Origin of the sequence: Streptomyces sp. NPDC051183 (assembly GCF_040682455.1) — a bacterium.
Taxonomy (GTDB): Bacteria; Actinomycetota; Actinomycetes; order Streptomycetales; family Streptomycetaceae; genus Streptomyces.
This window is the reverse complement of the sequence record NZ_JBFBBA010000024.1, coordinates 38,210-57,560: the sequence shown is the minus strand read 5'-3', so window position 1 is coordinate 57,560 and position 19,351 is coordinate 38,210. Positions and strand designations below refer to the sequence as shown.

The following is a 19,351-nucleotide window of genomic DNA, read 5'->3' as shown; positions in this document are numbered from 1 at the left end:
GTCCGGTGACTGACAGACAGCGCGGTCACCCTGGACGACGACCGAACGCTGATCGTGGTGACGACCGCCCAGCGGTCTGACCGGGCCCGTCCAGGACCGCGTAACCGGGGGGACAGCGCACGGGTTGTGCCTTTCGCGAGATCACCATCGGCGTGAAAGCGAGCTCATGACCAACAGCACGACCACCACTCCCACCATCGGCCGAAGCCTCCTCGCGGCCGCCTTCGCCACCGCGCTGATCGTCGGCTCCGGCGCATCGGCGGCCGCCGCGTCCGGCGACGACGGTTGGAAGGGGGAGGGCGGGCTCACACTGAGCACCACGGACAACGCCAAGGTCGACGCCTACCTCGACCGGGCGAAGGAGGCCGAACGGTCGATCAGCGTGGACGTGCGCACCGCCGCGCTCGCGTCGGGCGCGGAGCTGGTCGGCTTCGAGTACCGCCTCAAGTCGCCCGACTCCCTCAAGCGGAAGGTCGCCACCTCCCTGAAGGAACACCCCGAGCAGAACGTGGACACGGTCCTTCAGGGTCTGGGCGACTCCGTCCGCTACACCCTCCAGTGGCCGGAGGACACCTACACGGACGGCGTCGCCGCCGCGTCCGCCCTTCTGTCCGCCTGGGGCAACGACAGCACCAAGTGGTCCAACACCTGGGGCCGGACCAACGGCTACAAGGGCCTCAACACCGGTTGGCGAGCACCCGGCTCCGGGCAGCTCTTCGAGGTCCAGTTCCACACCCCCGCCAGCAAGCACGCCCAGGAGGTGACCCACCTCCTTTACGAGGAGCAGCGCCTGCCCTCCACCACCCCGGCCCGGAAGAAGGAGCTCCAGGCCCAGCAGGATGCCGTTTTCGCTGCCGTGCCCGTGCCGCCGGGTGCCGACCGGCTGAACAGGCCCGCACCGCTGCCGGTCCCGGCGCTCGGTTGAGGGAGCGTGCGGGGCAGTGACGGCTGATGCGGGTGGTTTGAGCCTGGAGAGGGGCTGTCTTGGTAGACACTCGTCGGCAGGCCATGAACAAGATCAACTCTGTCCGAGCGGGCACGGCACGACGGACCACCATGGACGCCTACCGCAACCACGGGGCGGTCACGGCGCAGTCCATCACCTTTGGGTACGGCGGGGCGAAGGGCTCCTGGCAGTACAAGAGCTACTGGTGCAGCGACGCCCGGGTCAAGATCACCATCAAGGGCACTCGGGCCAACAGCGGCGACTCGGTGGAAATGATCGTCGGCGCGACCAGCGGCATCTTCAACACCTACCAGCACCGGATGTGGATCTGACCGCGCGGCGTCCACAGCCTGGGCCGCAGCCGGGCTTCACCCCTGCGAGCCATCACCACGGGCGAACGTTGCCCGACGCGGCACTACAACCGCGCACCCCTGGCGTCGCGCTGCCGCGCCACGCAGCGGAGCAGGGCCCAGATCGCTGCGGCGTTGATCAGGGCGCTGACCAGGATCGCGCCGTGGAAGCCGAGTTCGGTCCAGACGTCGAGCTTGTCGGTCACGGAGGTGTCCGGCGGTACCCAGTCCGCGGGAAGCGGGGCCGACGGGTCGGGGTAGTCGGTGGGGAGCCGGGTGGGCGGCTGCGAGCCGTAGTACTCGGGCCCCACAGGCGGGGCCGGCTCGTCCGGGACGTCCGCGGCGGGGCCGAAGGCGCTCAGCAGGATGACGCTGACCGGCGCGGTGGCCAGCATCGGCCAGACTCCGAAGAACCCGATGTCCCCGGTCCGGCTGCCGACCGCGACGTAGACCAGCATCGCGACCACCAGAGCCAGGTATCCGCCCGGCACCCACATCTCAGGCTTCGGCCAGCGCCGCACCATGACGTTCCCCGTTCCATTCCGCTCCGTTCGACCTGCGCCCAGTCTCGAAGCTGCCGAGGATCGCCACCTGAGTACGCCTACTCATTCGGCCCGCCCCGAGTACCTGGTCAGAGCCGTGCACGGCAAGAACACGCGTGGTCACGCGCGGCCGTTGCCCGGCGGATCGGCCGGGGCCAGGCCGTCCTCGCGGACGCGCAGGGCCAGGTCGATCTTCGTGTACGTCGGACGGCCGGCCCGCTGGTACTTCTCCTTGACCCGGTCCAGGTAGTACTTGGCGGTGTTCGGGCTGACGCCCGCCCGCCGTGCGGTGGCCTTCAGCGTGAGGCCGGAGGCGTAGTCGAGCAGGACCTGGAGCTCTCGCGGCGCCAGCGGCGGCCGGGCCGGGCCTGTGTCGTGCACCCAGGCGAAGGCCAGCTCGGCGGAGTGCGCCGTACCGCCACCGGCAACCGTCTCCACGGCGCCCACGAGGGTCTCCAGGGAGTGGTCCTTGGTGAGGTAGCCGTCCGCCCCGGCCGCCACCGTCCCGACGATCCGGGCCCGGTCCGCGACCGTACTTATCACCAGCACCCTGCTGCCCGCCGCACACAGCCGCCGGACGTTCTCCTCCGGGACGGAGCCGTCACGCAGCACCAGGTCGAGCAGCACCACCTCGGCGGGCCGGCCGCCCGCCGCGAGCAGTTCGTCCACCGTCTCCACCGCGGCCAGCAGCCGTAACCGCTCCACCCCGGCCAGCCAGGAGCGCAGGCCCTCGCGCAGCATCCGGTCGTCGTCCACCACGGCCACGGTGATCACGCGGGCCACCGCAGCCGCACGCTGGTGCCCTCGCCGGGGGCGCTGTCGACCTCGGACGCTCCGCCTATCCCGGCCAGCCGGGCGTGGATGGAGCGCCGCAGCCCGGACCCCGACCCGTCCGGCGTGCCGCCCCGCGGGGCCCCCGGGTCGAAGCCGGCGCCCCGGTCCACCACCGTGACGGACACCCCCTCGCCCTCCCCGACGGCCGTCAGGAAGGCCTGCCCGGTCGCGGCGTGGCACCGTACGTTGTTCAGGGCCTCGGACACGGCGGCCGCGAGGGCGGTGGCCACGGGGCCGGGCACCGCCGGCAGTTCGTGGTACTGGGCGGTGACCTTCAGGCCCAGGCACTCCGCCGAGTGCACCGCCTCCTCCAGCGCGGTCCCGACGGCCACCTCGGCGGCCTCCGCACCGGCGGCCTCCGGGTCGTGCTCGCGCTGGATCAGCCGCCGCAGGTACGCGGCTTCGCGGCCGCACCGCTCGCGCACCAGGGGCGTGTTGGCGTCGACCCGGCCGGCGGCGATGGTGGTCAGCGTGGCCAGCACGGTGTCGTGCAGGGCCCGGTGGTGGGCGATCCGCTCCGCCTGCCGGGCGCGCGCGGCCTCGGCGACCAGCGCCCGCTCCTTGGCCTCGTCCAGCTGGGTGCCCTGGCGGCGCAGGTACCACCAGAAGACCCGGGCCATCACGGCCGAGGAAACCACCGAGTTGAGGTGCCCGACGAGCGCGGACCCCGGAGCCGCCTCCGGCCCGATCACCCACAGGTACGCGGCCGGCGTGGTGCCGAGCAGGATCAGTACGGCCCCCACGGCCGGTCGCGGCGCCAGAGCGACGCCCGCCGCCGCGCTCACCGACCCGCCCAGCAGGAACAGCCATCCGTACACGGCCACTTCGGCGCCCCCGGGCACCCAGCCGCCGCCCGACCGCGCACCGGTGGCCAGGCATACCAGCAGCGGCACCGAGCACCCGGTCACCAGTACGTCGGCCCACACCCAGCGCCGGTCGAACCAGCCCCGGGCGTACGCGTTCCCGTACAGCCACACGCTGGAGGCAAGGATTCCGCCGAACACCGCCCAGGGGAGGACCTCGCCCGGCGCCTTGCGCAGCACGGCCGCGAAGCCCGCCGTCAGGTGGCTGGCCCGGTACAGGCCGGTCGCCAGCATCATGAACCGCTGGGCACGCTGGAGCCCCGAGCCCACCCTCACCACAGCCTCCGCAGTGAACACACCCCCCTGAAAGGGTGGGTACCGGAGGCTCAGTGGATCTCGGTAGCTTCTGCGGCGTCAAGCTCGTCCCCGGTCAGTTGTTTCCAGTCAGGAGAGAACGTGGCGCAAAAGTTCCGCCGGTTCGGCAGCGGGGTCATAGCCGCTCTCACGGCGTTGTTCGTCATGCTGCTGCCCGCATCCGCGCAGGCCGCCGAGAACCCGACGATCCGGTACAGCACCACCCCGTACAACGCCCCCATCTACGAGATACGGGCCGGGTACAGCTGGCAGTGCCTCGACGTCCGGGGCGGGACCACCAACGCCGGCGCCATCATCCAGCGGTACGACTGCAAGGGCGCGCTGCACCAGCGCTTCACCTTCCACAGCCTGGGCAACGGCAACTTCGCGATCGGCACCTTCGGCGGCGCGCGCTGCCTCGGCGCGCAGGGCGGATCGGCCTACCAGGGCGTCTCCCTGATCCAGACGGACGGCTGGGGCTGCGCCACCTTCACGTGGGTCTTCCAGGGCGGCGAGAAGGGCGACCACTGGGAGATCAAGGAGGTCGGCACCGGGCTGTGCCTGAACGACACCGGCCGCCGCTCGCCCGTGGTGTTCGGCGCATGCGGCACCTCCGGTGTGCCCTGGCCCACCATCTGGGTGCCGCGCTTCGACCGGTACTACAACTACGCCCAGATCGGCTAGCAGCGGGTCCGCGCGAAGCCGCTCCACCGCGGTGCGGTGCGGAGGCCGTCGAGGGCACGCCCCTACGACGGCCTCCGTCCGGGCCGGGTCGCCCTCGACCGGACGGGCCGGGACCCCCGGGGCGCTCGCGTTCAGCGTTTGTCTACCGGAGGGCGCCAAGGTCACCATGCAAGGCGCTCGTGCTCATGCGCGCGCCGGTACAAGCTGGGGAAAGGCCCACGGGGATGACGAAGACCAAGGCAGGGACCGCACGGCGGCTGGCCGGCGTGCTGGCGGCCGGTGCGGTGGCATTCGCCGGGACGGTCGTGGGGGCGGGCAGCGCGCAGGCCGCGTACGACCCGGTGACCCACACCATCTGGAACGACGAACCGCTCTACAAGGGCTGGCACGTCGACAACGGCGACACCCGGCTGATCATGCAGGACGACGGCAACCTGGTCCTCTACCGCGGGTTCAGCAATCCCCCGACGCAGAAGGCGACGTGGGCGACCAACACGGTCGGCTGCGGCGAGAAGGCGGTCATGCAGACCGACGGGAACCTGGTCGTCTACGGCCAGGGCGGACGGGTCTGCTACGCCCTCAACGAGTTCAAGGGCTCGTACGCGAACGCCTGCCTCACGGTGTTCTCGAACGGATTCAGCGTCTACTACACCGACCTGTCGTGCCCGCAGGCCGCTGCCAACCAGAGCGGTTCCATCAGGATCACCAGGAGGTCGGACGCCTACTGACCGGCTACCGGCGGCCCGTTCGCGCCACCAGCCCCGCCACCGACCACTGCGGGCGCGCCGCGAGCCGGGTCGCCGCCGCCCGCAGGTGCAGGGGCAGGTGCCCGCAGAGCGCGGCCAGTTCGGCCACCGGACCGGGCTCCTCCCGGACCCGGTCGGCGCCCGCGACCCGGGCGAGCAGCTCGTGCGCGTCGTCCGGCTCCAAGGGGCCGATGCGGATGTGCGCCGCGCCCGCCGGCAGGGTGTCCGGAGCCGCCCCGGTCAGTACGGCCGCGCAGCCGGCGGTGGCCGGCAGCAGCGGCTCCGGGCGGGCCACCCCGTCCAGCAGCACCAGTACGCGCCGCCCGGCGAGGGTCGCGCGGAAGCGCCGGGACAGTTCGTCGGTGTCGGCGGCCTCGGGCGGCCGTTCGCCCAGCGCCCGCAGGAACGCGGCGAGTACGGCACGCGGCTCGGCCGGCCCGTCGGCGTCGGCCGCCCCGCCGTCCCGCGGGCCGTCCGCGCTGGCGTACAACTGGCCGTCCGGATAGGCGTCCTGCACCGCATGGGCCAGGTGCACGGCGAACGCCGAGGTGCCGCTGCCCCGGGTACCCGACAGGGCCAGGACCGGGGCGGTGTCCGGCTGCCGCAGCAGTCCCTCGGCCTCCCGCAGTTCGGCGCCCCGGCCCACCCAGTCCGGAATGTCCGGCGGCAGCTGGCAGGGGCGCTGCGGGCGGCGCCGCTGCACCGGGACCGCGGGTGCGGTCAGGGCGGGGTCGCCGTGCCGGATGCGGGTGTGCAGTTCCATCATCGCGGGGGCCGGTTCGAGCCCCAGTTCCCGGTCGAGCCGCTCCCGCAGCGCGTCGAAGGCGGCGAGCGCCTCGGCCGTCCGCCCGCCGCGGTGCAGGGCCAGCACGTAGAGCCGCTGCACCTCCTCGTCGTGCGGGTTCTGCGAGGCCAGGGCGCCCAGTTCGGGCAGCAGCTCCGCATGGCGCCCCAGGGTGAGTTCGATGTCGAGCAGCGTCTTCGTGACCGCGTGCCGGCCCGCCCCGAGCCGCCGACGGGCGCGCTCGGCGAGCACCCCGGGCACCCCGTCGAGCGCCGGCCCGCGCCACCGCCCGAGGGCCTCGCGGAGCAGTTCGCGGGCCCGTACCGGATCCTCGTGGCGCAGTGCGGCCGACTCCAGCACCGCGGCGTCGTAGTGGAAGAGGTCGACGGACCGGCGCTCCACGTTCAGCCGGTATCCGCCCGACTCGGCGACCAGCACCGCGCCGCCCGGGTCCCCGGGCGCGGCCATGGCCCTGCGCAGCCGGTGGGTGTGCGTGCTCAGCTGGCCCACGGGGTCCTTCGGCCACCGGGAGTCGTCCTCGCCCCAGAGCCCGTCGATGAGCTGCCCCAGGGGGACGAGTTGCCCGGGGGCGAGCAGCAGCGCGGCGAGCACGGCGCGCTGCTGCGGGCGCCCGAGGTCGATCTCGCGGCCGTCGCGCCAGGCGCGCAGTGGACCGAGCACGCAGAATTCGAGCCCCATACCCATGCCGCCCCCGCCCATGAGCCCAGTGCACAATTGCGACAGATGATAGGTGACCGGGGGGAGCGCCGCCTTCGTCGCGCATTGCCGTACGGCCGTCCGCGGACGGCAGGACCGGCGGGATGGGGATCCCGCAGGGCTCACGGCAGTGCGCGTCGGTCGGGGGCGCGGGCTTGAGGACTGGGGGAAGGACCATGGGGGAATCCGCGCTGCGCTTCAGCCTGCTCGGACCGTTGCGGGCCTGGTACGGGGACGAAGAGGTCGATCTGGGCCGACCCCAGCAGCGGGCCGTGCTGGCCGTGCTGCTGACGGCGGCGGGGCGTACGGTCGCCACCGCGGTCCTCGCGGAGGGGGTGTGGGGCGGCGCCCCGCCGTCCGAGCCGCGCAAGGCCGTACAGCTGCACGTGTCCCGGCTGCGGGCCGCCTTCAAGGCGCGTGCCGGGGCGGAGCGTGCGGCACAGCTGCTGGTCCGCGTGGGCGACGGCTACGCGCTCGCGGCGCCGGACGCCGAGGTGGACGTCGTGGTCTGGGACCGGCTGCTCGCCGAGGCCGAGCGGCTGCGCGCTCAGGGCGCCGCGGCGGACGGGATACGGGAGGTGCTGCTGCGGGCGCACCGGCTGTGGGACGGGGAGCCGCTGGCCGGCCTCGCCGGGCCGCATGCGGAGTCGGTACGGGCCCGGCTGCTGGAGCAGTGGCTCAGCGCCAAGGAGCTCCAGCTGGAGATGGACGTCGAGCTGGGCGACCGTACCGACCTGACGGCGGAGGCCGCCTCGCTCGCGCTGGAGCACCCGGGACGGTCCCGGCTGACCGCCGTCCTCATGCGGGCCCTCTACCAGGCGGGGCGCAAGGCCGAGGCCCTCGCGGTGTACGAGGAGGCCCGCCGGTCGCTGCCGCGGGAGGCACCCGAAGCCGACACCGAAGCGGGGCCGGGCTCCGGCTCCGGCTCCGGCCGGGGCCCCGGCCCCGGCATCGGCTCCGGCCGCGCCGACGCCCCCGGCTCCGGCTCCGGCTCCGGCTCCGGCCGGGGCCCCGGCATCGGCTCCGGCCGCGCCGACGCCCCCGGCTCCGGCTCCGGCCGCGCCGACGGGGCGAACCGCTCCGACGGGCCCGCCGCGCTGCACCTGCGGATCCTGCGCGAGGACCCCTCCCTCCTGTCCCTCTCCGCCGCCCGCGCGGAGTCCCCCGCCTGGCAGGCACCGCACCAGCTCCCCGCCGGGCTCGCCGACTTCACCGGCCGGGAGTCCGCCGTCGAGCTGCTGGTGGACCGCCTCGTGGGCGGCGTCGGACGCGCGGTGGTCGTCTCCGCGCTGGACGGCATGGGCGGCGTCGGCAAGACGACCCTCGCCGTGCACGTGGCCCGCCGGGTCCACGAGCGCTTCCCGGACGGCCAGCTCTTCGCGGACCTGCGCGGCGCCGACCGGACCCCCCTGGGCCCCGGCCCGGCGCTCGCCGGATTCCTGCGGGCGCTGGGGGTCGCCGCGGCCGAGATCCCGCTGGACCTGGGGGAACGCTCCGCCCTGTACCGCTCGGCGCTCGCGGGCCGCAAGGTGCTCGTCGTACTCGACAACGCCGTCGGCCCGGACCAGGTGAAACCCCTGCTCCCCGGCTCCGCCGGCTGCGCCGTCCTCATCACCAGCCGCACCCGCCTCACCGGTCTCGCAGGGGCCCACCAGATGCGCCTGGAGACCCTCTCCGAGGACGAGGCGCTGGAACTGTTCACCCGGATCGCGGGCCCCGCACGGGTGGCCGCCGAGCCCGGCCTCGCCGAAGAGATCGTGGCGGCCTGCGGGCTGCTGCCGCTCGCCGTCAGGATCGTCGCCTCCCGGCTCGCCGCGGACCCCGCGCTCAGCCTGGCAGCGCTCGCCGAGGGACTGCGCGACCAGCGCCGGCTGACCGAACTGGACGACGGCAAGCGCACGGTGGAGGCCACCTTCGCCCTCTCCTACCACCGGCTCGGCCCGGACCTCGCCCGCGCCTTCCGGCTGATGGCCCTGCCCGACGCCCCCGACATCTCACTGCCCTGCGCCGCGGCCCTGCTCGGCCGGTCCGAGGCGGACGCCGACGAGCTGCTCGAAGCACTCGTCGATCTGAACCTGCTGCACTCCCCGCAGTTCGAGCGGTACGGCTTCCACGACCTGGTACGCGACTACGCCCGCGACCGACTGGCCGCCGAGGAACCCGCCGCGGAGCGCACGGCGGCCGCCGATCGGCTGGTCGACTTCTGCCTGGCCACCGCGCGCAACGCGGACCTCGCCGCCCGCTCCGTGGACCCGGTGGAGCAGAGTCTCCTCGACGCACCGGTCGCCTCCCCCGGCCGCCCCGTGGCCGATTCGGCCGAGGCGGTGAACTGGATGCGCGAACAGGCCGGCGTGCACGCGGCGGCCATCCACCTGACCTGCGCCGATCCGGCCCTGCCGCTGGACCGCGCCGCCGAACTCGCCGACAAGATGGGGTCGGTGCTGTTCGAGCGGGCCCAGACGACGATCATCGCCGACCTGGCCGCGCTCATCGCCGACCAGGCGGCGGCCCGGGGTGACAGCGGCCCCGAGGCCCTCGCACGCCACGTACGCGGCATCATGCTGTGGCACGTCAACCGGTACGAGGAGTCCGAGCGGGAGATCGGCCGGGCGGTCGCCCTGTGCGAGGGCGTCGACGGCGGTCCCGTCGTACGCGTACGGGCCAAGGCGCTGCTCGCCCTGGGCAGCAACCTCCGTATCCGCGGGCGGTACGCGGAAGCCGCCGCGTACGCGGGCAGCGCGGCCGGGCTCTTCCGCCGGGTGGGAGCGGAGCGCGCGGAGGGCAGCGCCCTGGGGGAGTTCGCGTTCTGCGCCGCCCAGTCGGGGCGCCTGGACGAGGCCAGGGCCGCGGCCGAGCGCGGCGCCCGCCTGATGGACGGGTCGGGCCCGGTGTCGGCCGCGACCGGACGCTACTACCTGGCCCGGGTGCTGCGGCTGTGCGGCGATCCGGAGGCGGCCCTGGCCCACGCGGTGCGCGCCCGTGAGGAGTTCGCGGGCCTCCGGGTGACGGTGTTCGAGGCGGCGGCGGGGGATCTGGTGGCCCGTATCCACGCCGAGGCGGGCCGCTGGCTGCTCGCCGCGGAAGCCGCCGAGGCGGTGCTGCCGCTCGCCGGATGCACCAGCGCGGCGCTGGAGGCCGCACTCCTGCGCACCCTCGGGACGGTGCACGCCGGTCTGTGCAGGCCGCGGCAGGCACGTGCCTGTCTCGACGACGCGCTGGCGGTCTACGAGCGGCTGGGTCTCGGGGACGACGCCCGGGAGACGCGGGCCCAGCTGGAGGCGCTTCCGCAGCCGTAGCCAGGACCGCGGTGGCCATCAGGGGCCTCCGCTACGCGCGTTGACCACCTGTCTACCGCGGTCCATGACCGTCGTTCCCGTCAGCCAGGACAGACGAGAGGAACGATTCAGATGCCTACGCTTCCGCAGAACGGCCAGGTATGGACGCTGCAGACCCCGCTCGACGGGCCGGGGGGAAAGATCGTCGCTGACCTCCAGGGCAGCAACAGCGGGCGCGGGACCCGCATCCAGTCGTACCACGACAACGGCACCCGGGCTCAGGGCTGGGTCTTCTGGGCCAAGGAGAACGGCACCTGGCTGCTGGAGACCCAGGTCACGCACAACACGCACGGCCCCGGCCGGGCGATGGCCATGGACTACAACTACTCCACCGGGCAGACCTGGCTGTACAACGAGCACGGCCAGCCCAACCAGCGCTGGTGCCTGGAAGTCGTGGACAACGACTGGCTGCGGATCAAGAGCGTTCGCACCGACGAGGGCGAGGTCTTCCTGACGGCTTCCCAGCAGGAGGCCAGCGCGCTCACGCTGTCCCGGCGCGACGACAACAACCGCGGTCAGCTGTGGCGGCTGGTGCCCGCACGCGGCCTGGGCGGCGGCAACCCGGGCGGCGGACAGCAGCAGCCCCAGCCGCAGCCCCAGCAGCCGCAGGGCGGCGGGGCCGAGCAGCGCGTCCTCCAGCTCACCAACGAGTACCGCCAGCGCAACGGCCGCAGCACCCTCACCCTGCACCCGGCGCTGAACGCCGTGGCCCAGTCCAGCGCCGCCGAGCAGGCCCGGCGCAATACGCAGGGCCACTTCACGGTGGGCCAGTGGTTCGGCCAGGCCGCCGCGGGCGGCTACCGGGGCGCGGGCGGCATGTGGGAGAACGCGGGCGGGGCCCGGGTCGGCGGGAACGACTACTGGCCGACTCCCGAGCGCATCGTCCAGGCGTGGATCGACGAGCCGAGCCACCGGGACAACATGCTCCAGCCGGGCGCCACCCACCTGGGCGTGGGCCGCACGAACAGCGGCGACGGAACGACGTTCTGGTCCCAGATCCTCGCCAGCTGACGGCTCGCCCGCCCCCACCGACCGCCTCACCACACGTACAGCAAGCAAGCAGGAGAACTCCGTCATGACAGGAACCGCAGCAGACCTGATCCGCGCCGCCCGCGGCGAGATCGGATACCAGGAAGGCAACGACGGCGGCGACTGGAACAACGTCCAGAAGTATTCACCGGCCGTGCCCGACCTGGAGTGGTCCCAGGGCCAGGCGTGGTGCGCCACGTTCGTGGCCTGGTGCGCCCAGGAGTCGGGCAGCGAATCCCTCTTCCCGGTCTCCGCGTCCTGCGCCGAGGGCGTGTCCTGGTTCGCGAAGCGCGACCGGTTCACCGAGTACCCCGTGATCGGGGGCCAGGTGTTCTTCGGATCCGGCGGCGGCAGCCACACCGGCATCTGCATCGCCTACACCGGCTCCACGATCACCACCATCGAGGGCAACACCAACGACGGCGGCAGCGCAGAGGGCGACGGCGTCTACCTCAAGACCCGCGACCGCAAGTCGAACCGCATCTACGGCTACGGCATCCCCGACTTCCCCGAGGGCGTCGTGCTGGCCGACCCCGACTGGAAGGGGCGCCCCGGGGTCGTGTACTTCGGCGAGGAGGCCTCGGAGTCCGACCTGGCCGCCGGCGCGACCGCGCCCTCGTCCCCGTCCTCGCACGAGACGGCGGGCGAGGACACCGGTGACGGCGGCAACGGCGGTGACGGCGGCTACGAGCCCTTCCCCGGCGCCGAGTTCTTCCACCCGGGCCAGGACAGCCCCGTCGTCACCCGCATGGGAGAACGCCTGGTCGCCGAGGGCTGCTCCGCCTACGCCGAGGGCCCCGGCCCGCAGTGGACCGACGCGGACCGCGAATCGTTCCGCAACTGGCAGCACAAGCTCGGTGACTCGGGCACCGACGCGGACGGCATCCCGGGCCCCAGGCAGTGGGCGGCCCTGAACGTCCCCCGCGCCTGACCACCGCCACCCCCCGCCGCCGCTCGTGAACGAAGGCCCAGGTCAACGACCTGGGCCTTCGCCGCCGTCCGGACCTGTCCCTCCCACTCCGGGGCGCCTAGGATCGCGGGCATGGCGCTGATCATGAGTGACGTGGACCGGTTCGAGGCCGCCAGGCCCCGGCTGGAGGCCATCGGCTACCGGCTGCTCGGCTCGTCGAGCGAGGCGGAGGACGCCGTGCAGGAAACGTTCCTGCGCTGGCAGGCGGCCGACGTCGGGCGGATCGAGGTTCCCGAGGCCTGGCTCACGAAGGTCCTCACCAACCTCTGCCTCAACCAGCTGACTTCGGCCCGCGCCCGGCGCGAGACGTACGTGGGGCAGTGGCTTCCCGAGCCGCTGCTCACCGGGGACCCGATGCTCGGCCCGGCCGACACCGCCGAGCAGCGCGAGTCGGTGTCGTACGCCGTGCTCGTCCTGCTGGAGCGCCTGTCGCCGGGCGAGCGGGCGGTGTACGTACTGCGGGAGGCCTTCGACTACCCGCACCGGGAGATCGCCGAGATCCTGGACATCACCGAGGCCGCCAGCCAGCAGACCTACCACCGCGCCAAGAAGCACGTCGCCGACGGCAAGGCCCGTACCGAGATCGACGAGGCCACCGCCCTGCGCATCGTCGAGGAGTTCCTGGCCGCGGCGATCAGCGGCCGTACCGAGCCGCTCGTACAGCTGCTCACCCAGGACGCCGTCTCGGTCGGCGACGGCGGCGGCAAGGTCCCGGCCCGCGCGAAGGCGTTCGAGGGGGCGCTCGCGGTCGCCACGTTCATGCGCGGCCTGTTCAAGCCCGCCAAGGCCAAGGAGAAGATCCTCGGCGGCAGGGCCGAGATCTACGCGACGACCGCCAACGGCGGGCCCGCCATCGTCGCGGTCGTCGACGGCCGGGTCGTCGGCATCACCTGCCTGGACGTCACCGCGGACGGCATCCTGGCGATCCTCAACCAGGTCAACCCCGACAAGCTCGTCCGCGCGACCGGGCTGTGGGCCGCCGCGGACCACCGGGAGGGCCCGCTCCTCACCGTCTGACGCCATGTGACGCAGGTCACATCCAGATCCTGTCAGGAATCGCGGGGCCGTCCGGTTCAAGGTGCGTAACCACGCCGGACCACGGCGACCCCGCCCAGACAGGAGCACGGACATGGAGCACCGCATCGTCGTCCTCGGAGCCGGCTACACCGGTGCCACCGCCGCCGGCCGCCTCGCCAAGCGGCTGCGGCCCGAGGACGTCCGCATCACCCTGGTCAACCCCGAGTCCGACTTCGTGGAGCGCGTCCGGCTCCACCAGCTCGCGGCCGGCCAGGACCTGGCGCCCCGGCCGTTCGGCGAGATGTTCGCCGGCACGGGCGTGGAGCTGAAGCTCGCGAGGGTCGCCTCCGTGGACGTGGACCGCAAGACCGTGACGGTCACCGCCGCGAACGGCCTCGGGCAGGAGGAACTGGGGTACGACACCCTGGTCTACGCCCTCGGCAGCGGCTGGAACGACGGGGGCGTCCCCGGCACCGCCGAGCACGCCCACGAGGTCGCCAGCCGCCCCGGCGCCCTGCGCCTGCGCGAGCGCCTGGCCGCCCTGGACGCCGGCCGCCCGGTGCTCGTGGTCGGCGGCGGCCTGACCGGCCTGGAGGCCGCGACCGAGATCGCCGAGGCCCGCCCGGACCTCGACGTCGCCCTGGCCGCCCGCGGCGCCCTCGGCGACTGGCTCTCGGAGAAGGGCCGTACCCACCTGCGGAAGGTGGTGGACGGGCTCGGCATCACGGTCCACGAACACACCGCCGTCGACGCCGTGGAGGCGGACCGCATCACGACCGCCGACGGCCGGACCATCCCCGCCGAGGCCACCGTCTGGACCACCGGATTCGCCGTCCACCCGATCGCCCTGGGCACCACCCTGGAGCTCACCGAAGGCCGGATCGCGGTCGACAGCACGATGCGCTCGCTCTCCCACCCGGACGTCTACGCCGTGGGCGACGCGGCCATGGCGATCGGCCCGGGCGACAAGCCGCTGCGCATGTCCTGCGCCTCGGGCGTCCCCATGGCCTGGCAGGCCGCCGACGCCATCGCCGCCCGGCTCACCGGCACCGAGGTCCCCCACGTCGACATCCGCTACGTCCAGCAGTGCATCTCGCTCGGCCGCAAGGAGGGCCTGATCCAGTTCGTCAGCGCCGACGACCGGGCCCGCGACAGCGCCCTGACGGGCCGCCTGGCCGCCTTCTACAAGGAACTGATCTGCAAGGGCGCGGCCTGGGGCGTCGCCAACCCGACCATGGGCATGCCGACCCGGCGCCGCCGCGTCGTACGCCAGGAGACCCCGAGCCGCGCCCGGGCCCGGGCCGCGGCCTGACCCCGCCGGTCTCCGGCCCCGGCGGGTGCGGGCTATACAGATGTAGAGTTACGAGGTGTCCGACCCCTCCCCCGACCCCTCCGGCTCCGCCTCCTCCGGCTCCGTCCCCGGGGCAGGTCCCGATCCCCGGGACCGCCGCGCGGTGATCGCCGACGCCGCCATCGGCACCGTGGCGGCCGCCGGGCTGCGCGGGCTCACCCACCGCGCGGTCGACGCCGCCGCCGGCCTGCCCGCCGGGAGCACCTCGTACTACTTCCGCACCCGCAGCGCCCTGATCAGCGCCTGCTACCTCCGCCTGGCCGAACTCTCCGTCGCCGACGTCGACCGCTGGGAGGCGGGCCACGGCCGCCTGGGCACGCAGGGCGACGGCCGGCCCGACCTCGATTCCGCCGCCGCCGCGCTGGCCGCACTGCTCCACCACTGGCTGACGGCGGCGCGCGACCGCCAGCTCGCGCGCTTCGAACTCACCCTTGAGGCAACGCGCCGCCCGGAACTCCGCGCCGACCTGCGCACCGCCCGGATCGCCGCACGGGCCAAGGCCGCCGCCCTGCTGACCGCGCTCGGCGCCCCCCGTCCGGCCCGGGCGGCCGAACTGCTCGTCGCCTGGGCCGACGGCCTGCTGTACGACAGGCTCGCCGGCGCCCTGGACGAGACCGGCCCGCCTCCCGACGTGGCCGAACTGACCGCGGTCACGCGGCAGATGCTCGTAGCGGTGCTCTCGGACCCTAGGGCTTGATGTTCTGGTTCAGGTGGAAGAGGTTGTCCGGGTCGTACGCGCGCTTGACCTCGACCAGGCGGTCGTAGTTCCCCTTGTAGTTGGCCCGGATCCGGCTCTGGTCGTCGCCGGCCATGAAGTTGATGTACCCGCCCTCCTCCGAGTGCGGGGCGGTGGCCCCGTAGTAGTCGCGGACCCAGGCGGTGTTGGCCTCGTTGTCGGCGGGGTCGGGCCACATGCCGGCGATGACGGTGGCGAAGGAGGCGTCGCGGTAGGCGAAGGCCGTCGCCTCCGGTGCGACGCGGTGGCAGGCGCCGTTCACGGGGTAGATGTGCACCGTCGAGTTCACCGCGGGTACGCGCGGCCCGTGCACCAGGTGCGCTTCGATAGCTGCGTCGCTCAGCTCGGTCACGAAGTTGGCCTTCCAGTAGTGCTGGAGCCCGGGCGGTACGAGGGCGTCGAAGGCGCTGTTGAGCGCGGGGTACGGCATCGGGCCGACGTGCTCGGCGACCACCGGGGCGAACTCGTGGAACGGCCGGAGCGCCCGCTCCCCCTCCTCCGGGGGCCCTGCCCAGCACGAGACGATCAGGATGAAGGCCTCGCCGTGCCGGTCCTCCGGGATGAACGGGAGCGGCGGGGCGATCTGGAAGGCCGGGAAGCCGCCCAGTTCCTCCGGGGCGTCGGCGATGAAGTCGCGGAAGGAGCGCAGGACGGTGCCGGCGCTGTCCAGTTCGTAGAGGATCGGCCCGCCGTAGATGTCCTTCACGGGACTGAGCCGGTATTCGAACGAGGTCACCGCGCCGAAGTTCCCTCCGCCGCCGCGCAGCGCCCAGAAGAGGTCCTCGTGCTCCTGCTCGCTCGCCACGACCAGCTGCCCGTCCGCGGTCACCACATCGGCCGAGACCAGGTTGTCGCAGCTCAGACCCAGTCCGCGGCAGAGGTACCCGATGCCGCCGCCCAGCGTGAGGCCGCCGATACCGGTGGTGGAGATGATCCCGCCGGTCGTCGCCAGGCCGAAGGCGTGGGTCGCGGCGTTGAAGTCGCCCCAGGTCGCGCCGCCCTCGGCGCGCGCCGTGCGCCGCGCGGGGTCGACGCGGACGCCGCGCATGCCGGACAGGTCGGCCACCACGCCGCCGTCGCAGGTCCCGAAGCCGGGGACGCTGTGCCCGCCGCCCCGGACCGCGAGGTCGAGGTCGTTCTCCCGGGCGAAGTCGACGGCGGCCATGACGTCACCCGCGTTGGCGCAGTGCACGACCGCGGCCGGCCGTCTGTCGATCATGGCGTTGTGGACCTTGCGGGCCGCGTCGTAGGCATCGGCATCGTCGTCGGGGGTGACGACGCCGCCGCGTACCCGCTCGCGCAACTGGTCGATCGAGAGCTTGCCCATGGCCGTCGCTCCTCGCGCACTCTTCGCGCCCCCTGGTGCAATCCACGCTACGCCGATGGGGTGAAGCCTCAACTCGAACGGGTGCCGAATCGATATTGGTGCCGGTCAAATGAGAAATCGGCGCCGCGCGCGATGCGGTTATCTGACGTAACGGGCCCGGGCGAAAATTCACCCATTTGATTCACCGGCACCGTGCTACTGTCGCTTCCAGTTGCAGTCGTGGTTCCCGTTGCGGTTCCCAAATTTTTCCGGGTACATCCCCGAAGGAGATATGACATGGCATCTGGAACCGTGAAGTGGTTCAACTCCGAAAAGGGTTTCGGTTTCATCGAGCAGGACGGTGGCGGCGCCGACGTGTTCGCCCACTACTCGAACATCTCCGCCCAGGGCTTCCGCGAGCTGCAGGAGGGCCAGAAGGTGAACTTCGACGTCGCGCAGGGCCAGAAGGGCCCGACGGCCGAGAACATCGTCCCCGCGTAGTCGCGCCACTTCAGCGCCGAGGGCCCGACCGGAACGCTCCGGCCGGGCCCTCTCCGCATGGCTACGAGAGCCGGGCGCCCATGCCGAACAGCGGGTCCCCGCTGCCGCGCGGGGCCTGGATGAAGGCGTTCACCCGCTTCTGGTCCGAGCGGGACGGCAGCCAGACGGTCCGGCCGTTGAGCTTGATCGGCGCCGCCAGGTTCTCCCGCTTGATGGCCTCCAGACAGCCGGGCACGAGTGCGCGGCTCGCCTGTTCCATGCCGCGTACGAGCGCACCCTCCGCCCTCCCGCTGCCCCGCTGGAGGTAGAGCTTCCGCAGGATCGTGATCATGACGCGGACCCCCTCGGGCAGCGAACTGCGCAGTACGTCCGCGTTCCGCTCCGCGGAGTCGAGGAACTCGCCGAACGTACAGCCGGAGAAGGCGTTCGCCGGCAGGTCCTCCTCCCCGAACCGGCCGATGATCGTCTCGAAGAAGCAGTCCTGGAACCGCGGCATGAGCGAGCCGTCGATCTCCCCGTCGAGTACGAGCGTCTCGATGCCGCAGCGGGAGAAGGAGACCCCGGAGAGGTTCCCGAAGTCCTCGTAGAGCTCCATCTGCGGAATGACCACCTCGTCCACGTTGAACGAGGATCCGACGACGGAGATCCCGCGGGCCAGCGCGATGCGCACCACGTCGGCGGACAGGACGTCCAGGTCATGGCGCTGGGCGAAGGACAGGGCCGTGGAGATCGCCCCCTCGTTGGCCGCTTCGCTGCACTGCAGGGCGGCGACCTCCACGCCCGACTGGAGCAGGGAGCCGCTCCACGACCGGGTCGTGAGCAGGTCCACGGCGAAGGGGTTCATGATGAAGGACGAGACGTCCTTGGCCTGCGCCGCACTGGCCAGGTCCACGTCGATGAACTTCCGGGTGCCTTCCTCGAAGTCCGGATCGGACCCGAGCCCGGGCAGCCGGTGCAGGATGGTCCGCTGGTCGTCGCTGGGCTCGCGGCCGCGTACGAACCTGAACCCCTCGGTGATCTCCGAGTACGTGAGCGGCCCCAGACAGCTGGGGCTCTTCCTGGCGACGGACGCGAGGCGCTCGATCGTCAGCCGGATGGTCTGGCCGTCCAGGCCCGTCTCGATCCGCGCCTCGCGCTTGCTGATCTGGTCGAGCAGCCAGTCCCAGCCCTCGGCCGGGCTCACCCCCCGGGCGGGTTCGAGGAGACCGCCGAGGAGTTTCTCGGAGGCCAGGTATCCGATGAGCAGCGGACGTTTGGGGATCCAGTCGGGAAGCGCGTACCAGCGTTTGTCGTTGAGGTACGTCTCCAACTGCTCGTCATTGAATTCGGACAGTTCGAGCAGCGTGCACGGCTCGTCGTCGAAAAGGGCGTTGTTCAGCTCGCTCAGGCCGTCGAAATAGCTCCGCCGCCCCACGACGACGACCGAAGCCCGCTGGGGGGTCTGGTCGTAGAAATTGCGCACCAGCTCCACCGCCTTGCGCCGGGAATGGCGCAGTTCCACGATGTCGCTGCTCCAGCCGGGCGCGGCTATCTCGTCGAAGCCGTCCAGCAGGATGTCGACGTAGCCGGCTCTCCAGGCGGCGATGATCTGGTCCGGGTGGCCGTAGCCCAGGTCTTCGGCGTGCTGGGTCAGGGCCACGCGCGGGCTGCGCTGCCCCCAGAGGTCGCGCAGATTGAGGTGGACCGGGTGCCGGAGCGTCTTTCCGTCCCGGTGGGCCTGGGAGATCCGCAGGTAGATCTCGCGGAGGGTCATGCTCTTGCCGATGCCGTAGTCACCGACGATGCAGAACCGCCCGCCCGCCCCGATGCGTTCGATGAGCTCGTTGAACGAGGGCGCCGGGGAGAGGTCGGCCCGCTCCCCGATGGGTTCGAACTCCGCGGGGATGTACCGTTCGAGCTTCTCGCTCCGGCCGTCCGGGTGCATGGCGCTGCCGAAGGGCATCTGCTGGCGCCGCTGGTTGTACAAGTACGCGTCGAACAGGCGCGACTTGAACCGTTTGAAGGAGATCGCCGTGATGCGGCGGTCGATGGCCTGAAGGGCCTTGGTCTGCTCGGTGGACGGGTCCTCCAGCGTCACGAACCATCCGCGGGCGGTGCGGCCGTCGCTGCCCGTCCACCGGGAGATGGCTTTGCTCAGCTTCTTCCCGTCGTGCTCGGCCTTGTCCTTGCGGCGCGAAACGGTCACCTCGACGCAGTGGACCACGTCGTGGGTGAAGTAGACGCCGTCGTGCTCGACACCGTCGAGGTTGACCGTGCCGTCGTCCCGGGCGCTGGCCCACAGGGCACGAGCGACGGTTCGGACTTCCTCTTCGAATTCAAGGTGGTCCATCACCCGCTCAAGCGTAG

At 72.6% G+C, this 19,351-nt stretch carries 17 protein-coding genes; 11 read left to right on the top strand and 6 right to left on the bottom strand.

The features are described from left to right. The first annotated feature begins 166 nt into the window (after positions 1 to 166). Together AB0M99_RS21740 and AB0M99_RS21735 are read left to right on the top strand one after the other, a co-directional pair. The gene (locus tag AB0M99_RS21740; protein WP_365922787.1) at positions 167 to 925 is read left to right on the top strand and encodes an ATP nucleotide 3'-pyrophosphokinase; all 759 of its coding nucleotides are present in this window, start codon (positions 167 to 169) and stop codon (positions 923 to 925) included. Between the two features lie 83 nt (positions 926 to 1,008). After that, positions 1,009 to 1,278 carry a hypothetical protein gene (locus AB0M99_RS21735; RefSeq protein ID WP_365922785.1) on the top strand — a complete coding sequence of 90 codons (270 nt, stop codon included), beginning with the start codon at positions 1,009 to 1,011 and terminating at the stop codon, positions 1,276 to 1,278. Between the two features lie 83 nt (positions 1,279 to 1,361). On the opposite strand, the gene AB0M99_RS21730 is transcribed toward AB0M99_RS21735, so the two are convergent. The 3 genes from AB0M99_RS21730 to AB0M99_RS21720 all read right to left on the bottom strand — a co-directional run bounded on the left by AB0M99_RS21730 (position 1,362) and on the right by AB0M99_RS21720 (position 3,811). Continuing rightward, the gene (locus tag AB0M99_RS21730) at positions 1,362 to 1,820 is read right to left on the bottom strand and encodes a hypothetical protein (RefSeq protein ID WP_365922783.1); all 459 of its coding nucleotides are present in this window, start codon (positions 1,818 to 1,820) and stop codon (positions 1,362 to 1,364) included. Positions 1,821 to 1,958: 138 nt separating this feature from the next. Further along, on the bottom strand, positions 1,959 to 2,612 hold the full coding sequence (locus AB0M99_RS21725; protein ID WP_365922781.1) for a response regulator transcription factor: 654 nt from the start codon (positions 2,610 to 2,612) through the stop codon (positions 1,959 to 1,961). After that, a complete protein-coding gene (locus AB0M99_RS21720; protein WP_365922779.1) occupies positions 2,609 to 3,811 on the bottom strand; it encodes an ATP-binding protein in 1,203 nt (400 codons plus the stop codon). Before AB0M99_RS21720 ends, AB0M99_RS21725 begins: the two co-directional genes overlap by 4 nt. Before the next feature lie 120 nt (positions 3,812 to 3,931). Here AB0M99_RS21720 and AB0M99_RS21715 point away from each other — a divergent pair, with 120 nt between their 5' ends. Together AB0M99_RS21715 and AB0M99_RS21710 are read left to right on the top strand one after the other, a co-directional pair. After that, the gene (locus AB0M99_RS21715) at positions 3,932 to 4,513 is read left to right on the top strand and encodes an RICIN domain-containing protein (RefSeq protein WP_365922777.1); all 582 of its coding nucleotides are present in this window, start codon (positions 3,932 to 3,934) and stop codon (positions 4,511 to 4,513) included. 224 nt (positions 4,514 to 4,737) lie between these two features. Further along, positions 4,738 to 5,241, top strand: coding sequence for a hypothetical protein (locus AB0M99_RS21710; protein ID WP_365922775.1), 504 nt, complete (start codon positions 4,738 to 4,740; stop codon positions 5,239 to 5,241). Between the two features lie 4 nt (positions 5,242 to 5,245). Here AB0M99_RS21710 and AB0M99_RS21705 read toward each other — a convergent pair whose 3' ends face one another. Continuing rightward, positions 5,246 to 6,742 (bottom strand): BTAD domain-containing putative transcriptional regulator, encoded by a 1,497-nt coding sequence (locus tag AB0M99_RS21705; RefSeq protein WP_365922774.1) that lies wholly within the window; start codon positions 6,740 to 6,742, stop codon positions 5,246 to 5,248. 194 nt (positions 6,743 to 6,936) lie between these two features. Between AB0M99_RS21705 and AB0M99_RS21700 the strand changes: the two genes are divergently transcribed. From AB0M99_RS21700 to AB0M99_RS21675, 6 genes are all read left to right on the top strand, one after another. After that, entirely contained in the window at positions 6,937 to 10,056 is a 3,120-nt protein-coding gene (locus AB0M99_RS21700) for a BTAD domain-containing putative transcriptional regulator (protein ID WP_365922772.1), read from the top strand. A gap of 111 nt (positions 10,057 to 10,167) precedes the next feature. Next, positions 10,168 to 11,106 (top strand): CAP domain-containing protein, encoded by a 939-nt coding sequence (locus tag AB0M99_RS21695; protein WP_365922771.1) that lies wholly within the window; start codon positions 10,168 to 10,170, stop codon positions 11,104 to 11,106. Between the two features lie 64 nt (positions 11,107 to 11,170). Beyond that, the gene (locus AB0M99_RS21690; RefSeq protein WP_365922769.1) at positions 11,171 to 12,055 is read left to right on the top strand and encodes a peptidoglycan-binding protein; all 885 of its coding nucleotides are present in this window, start codon (positions 11,171 to 11,173) and stop codon (positions 12,053 to 12,055) included. Between the two features lie 111 nt (positions 12,056 to 12,166). Beyond that, positions 12,167 to 13,111 (top strand): RNA polymerase sigma factor SigJ, encoded by a 945-nt coding sequence (sigJ, locus tag AB0M99_RS21685; RefSeq protein WP_365922767.1) that lies wholly within the window; start codon positions 12,167 to 12,169, stop codon positions 13,109 to 13,111. Positions 13,112 to 13,223: 112 nt separating this feature from the next. Beyond that, positions 13,224 to 14,423, top strand: coding sequence for an FAD-dependent oxidoreductase (locus AB0M99_RS21680; protein WP_365922765.1), 1,200 nt, complete (start codon positions 13,224 to 13,226; stop codon positions 14,421 to 14,423). Positions 14,424 to 14,478: 55 nt separating this feature from the next. Then, on the top strand, positions 14,479 to 15,159 hold the full coding sequence (locus tag AB0M99_RS21675) for a TetR family transcriptional regulator (RefSeq protein ID WP_365922763.1): 681 nt from the start codon (positions 14,479 to 14,481) through the stop codon (positions 15,157 to 15,159). Here the strand turns inward: AB0M99_RS21675 and AB0M99_RS21670 are convergent. Continuing rightward, positions 15,149 to 16,525 carry an FAD-binding oxidoreductase gene (locus AB0M99_RS21670; protein ID WP_365922762.1) on the bottom strand — a complete coding sequence of 459 codons (1,377 nt, stop codon included), beginning with the start codon at positions 16,523 to 16,525 and terminating at the stop codon, positions 15,149 to 15,151. The genes AB0M99_RS21675 and AB0M99_RS21670 overlap by 11 nt on opposite strands. 276 nt (positions 16,526 to 16,801) lie before the next feature. Here AB0M99_RS21670 and AB0M99_RS21665 point away from each other — a divergent pair, with 276 nt between their 5' ends. Beyond that, positions 16,802 to 17,005: a cold-shock protein gene (locus AB0M99_RS21665; RefSeq protein WP_365922759.1), complete on the top strand. Its 204-nt coding sequence runs from the start codon at positions 16,802 to 16,804 to the stop codon at positions 17,003 to 17,005. 61 nt (positions 17,006 to 17,066) lie between these two features. On the opposite strand, the gene AB0M99_RS21660 is transcribed toward AB0M99_RS21665, so the two are convergent. Next, positions 17,067 to 19,334 (bottom strand): NACHT domain-containing protein, encoded by a 2,268-nt coding sequence (locus tag AB0M99_RS21660; protein ID WP_365922757.1) that lies wholly within the window; start codon positions 19,332 to 19,334, stop codon positions 17,067 to 17,069. Positions 19,335 to 19,351 lie beyond the last annotated feature (17 nt).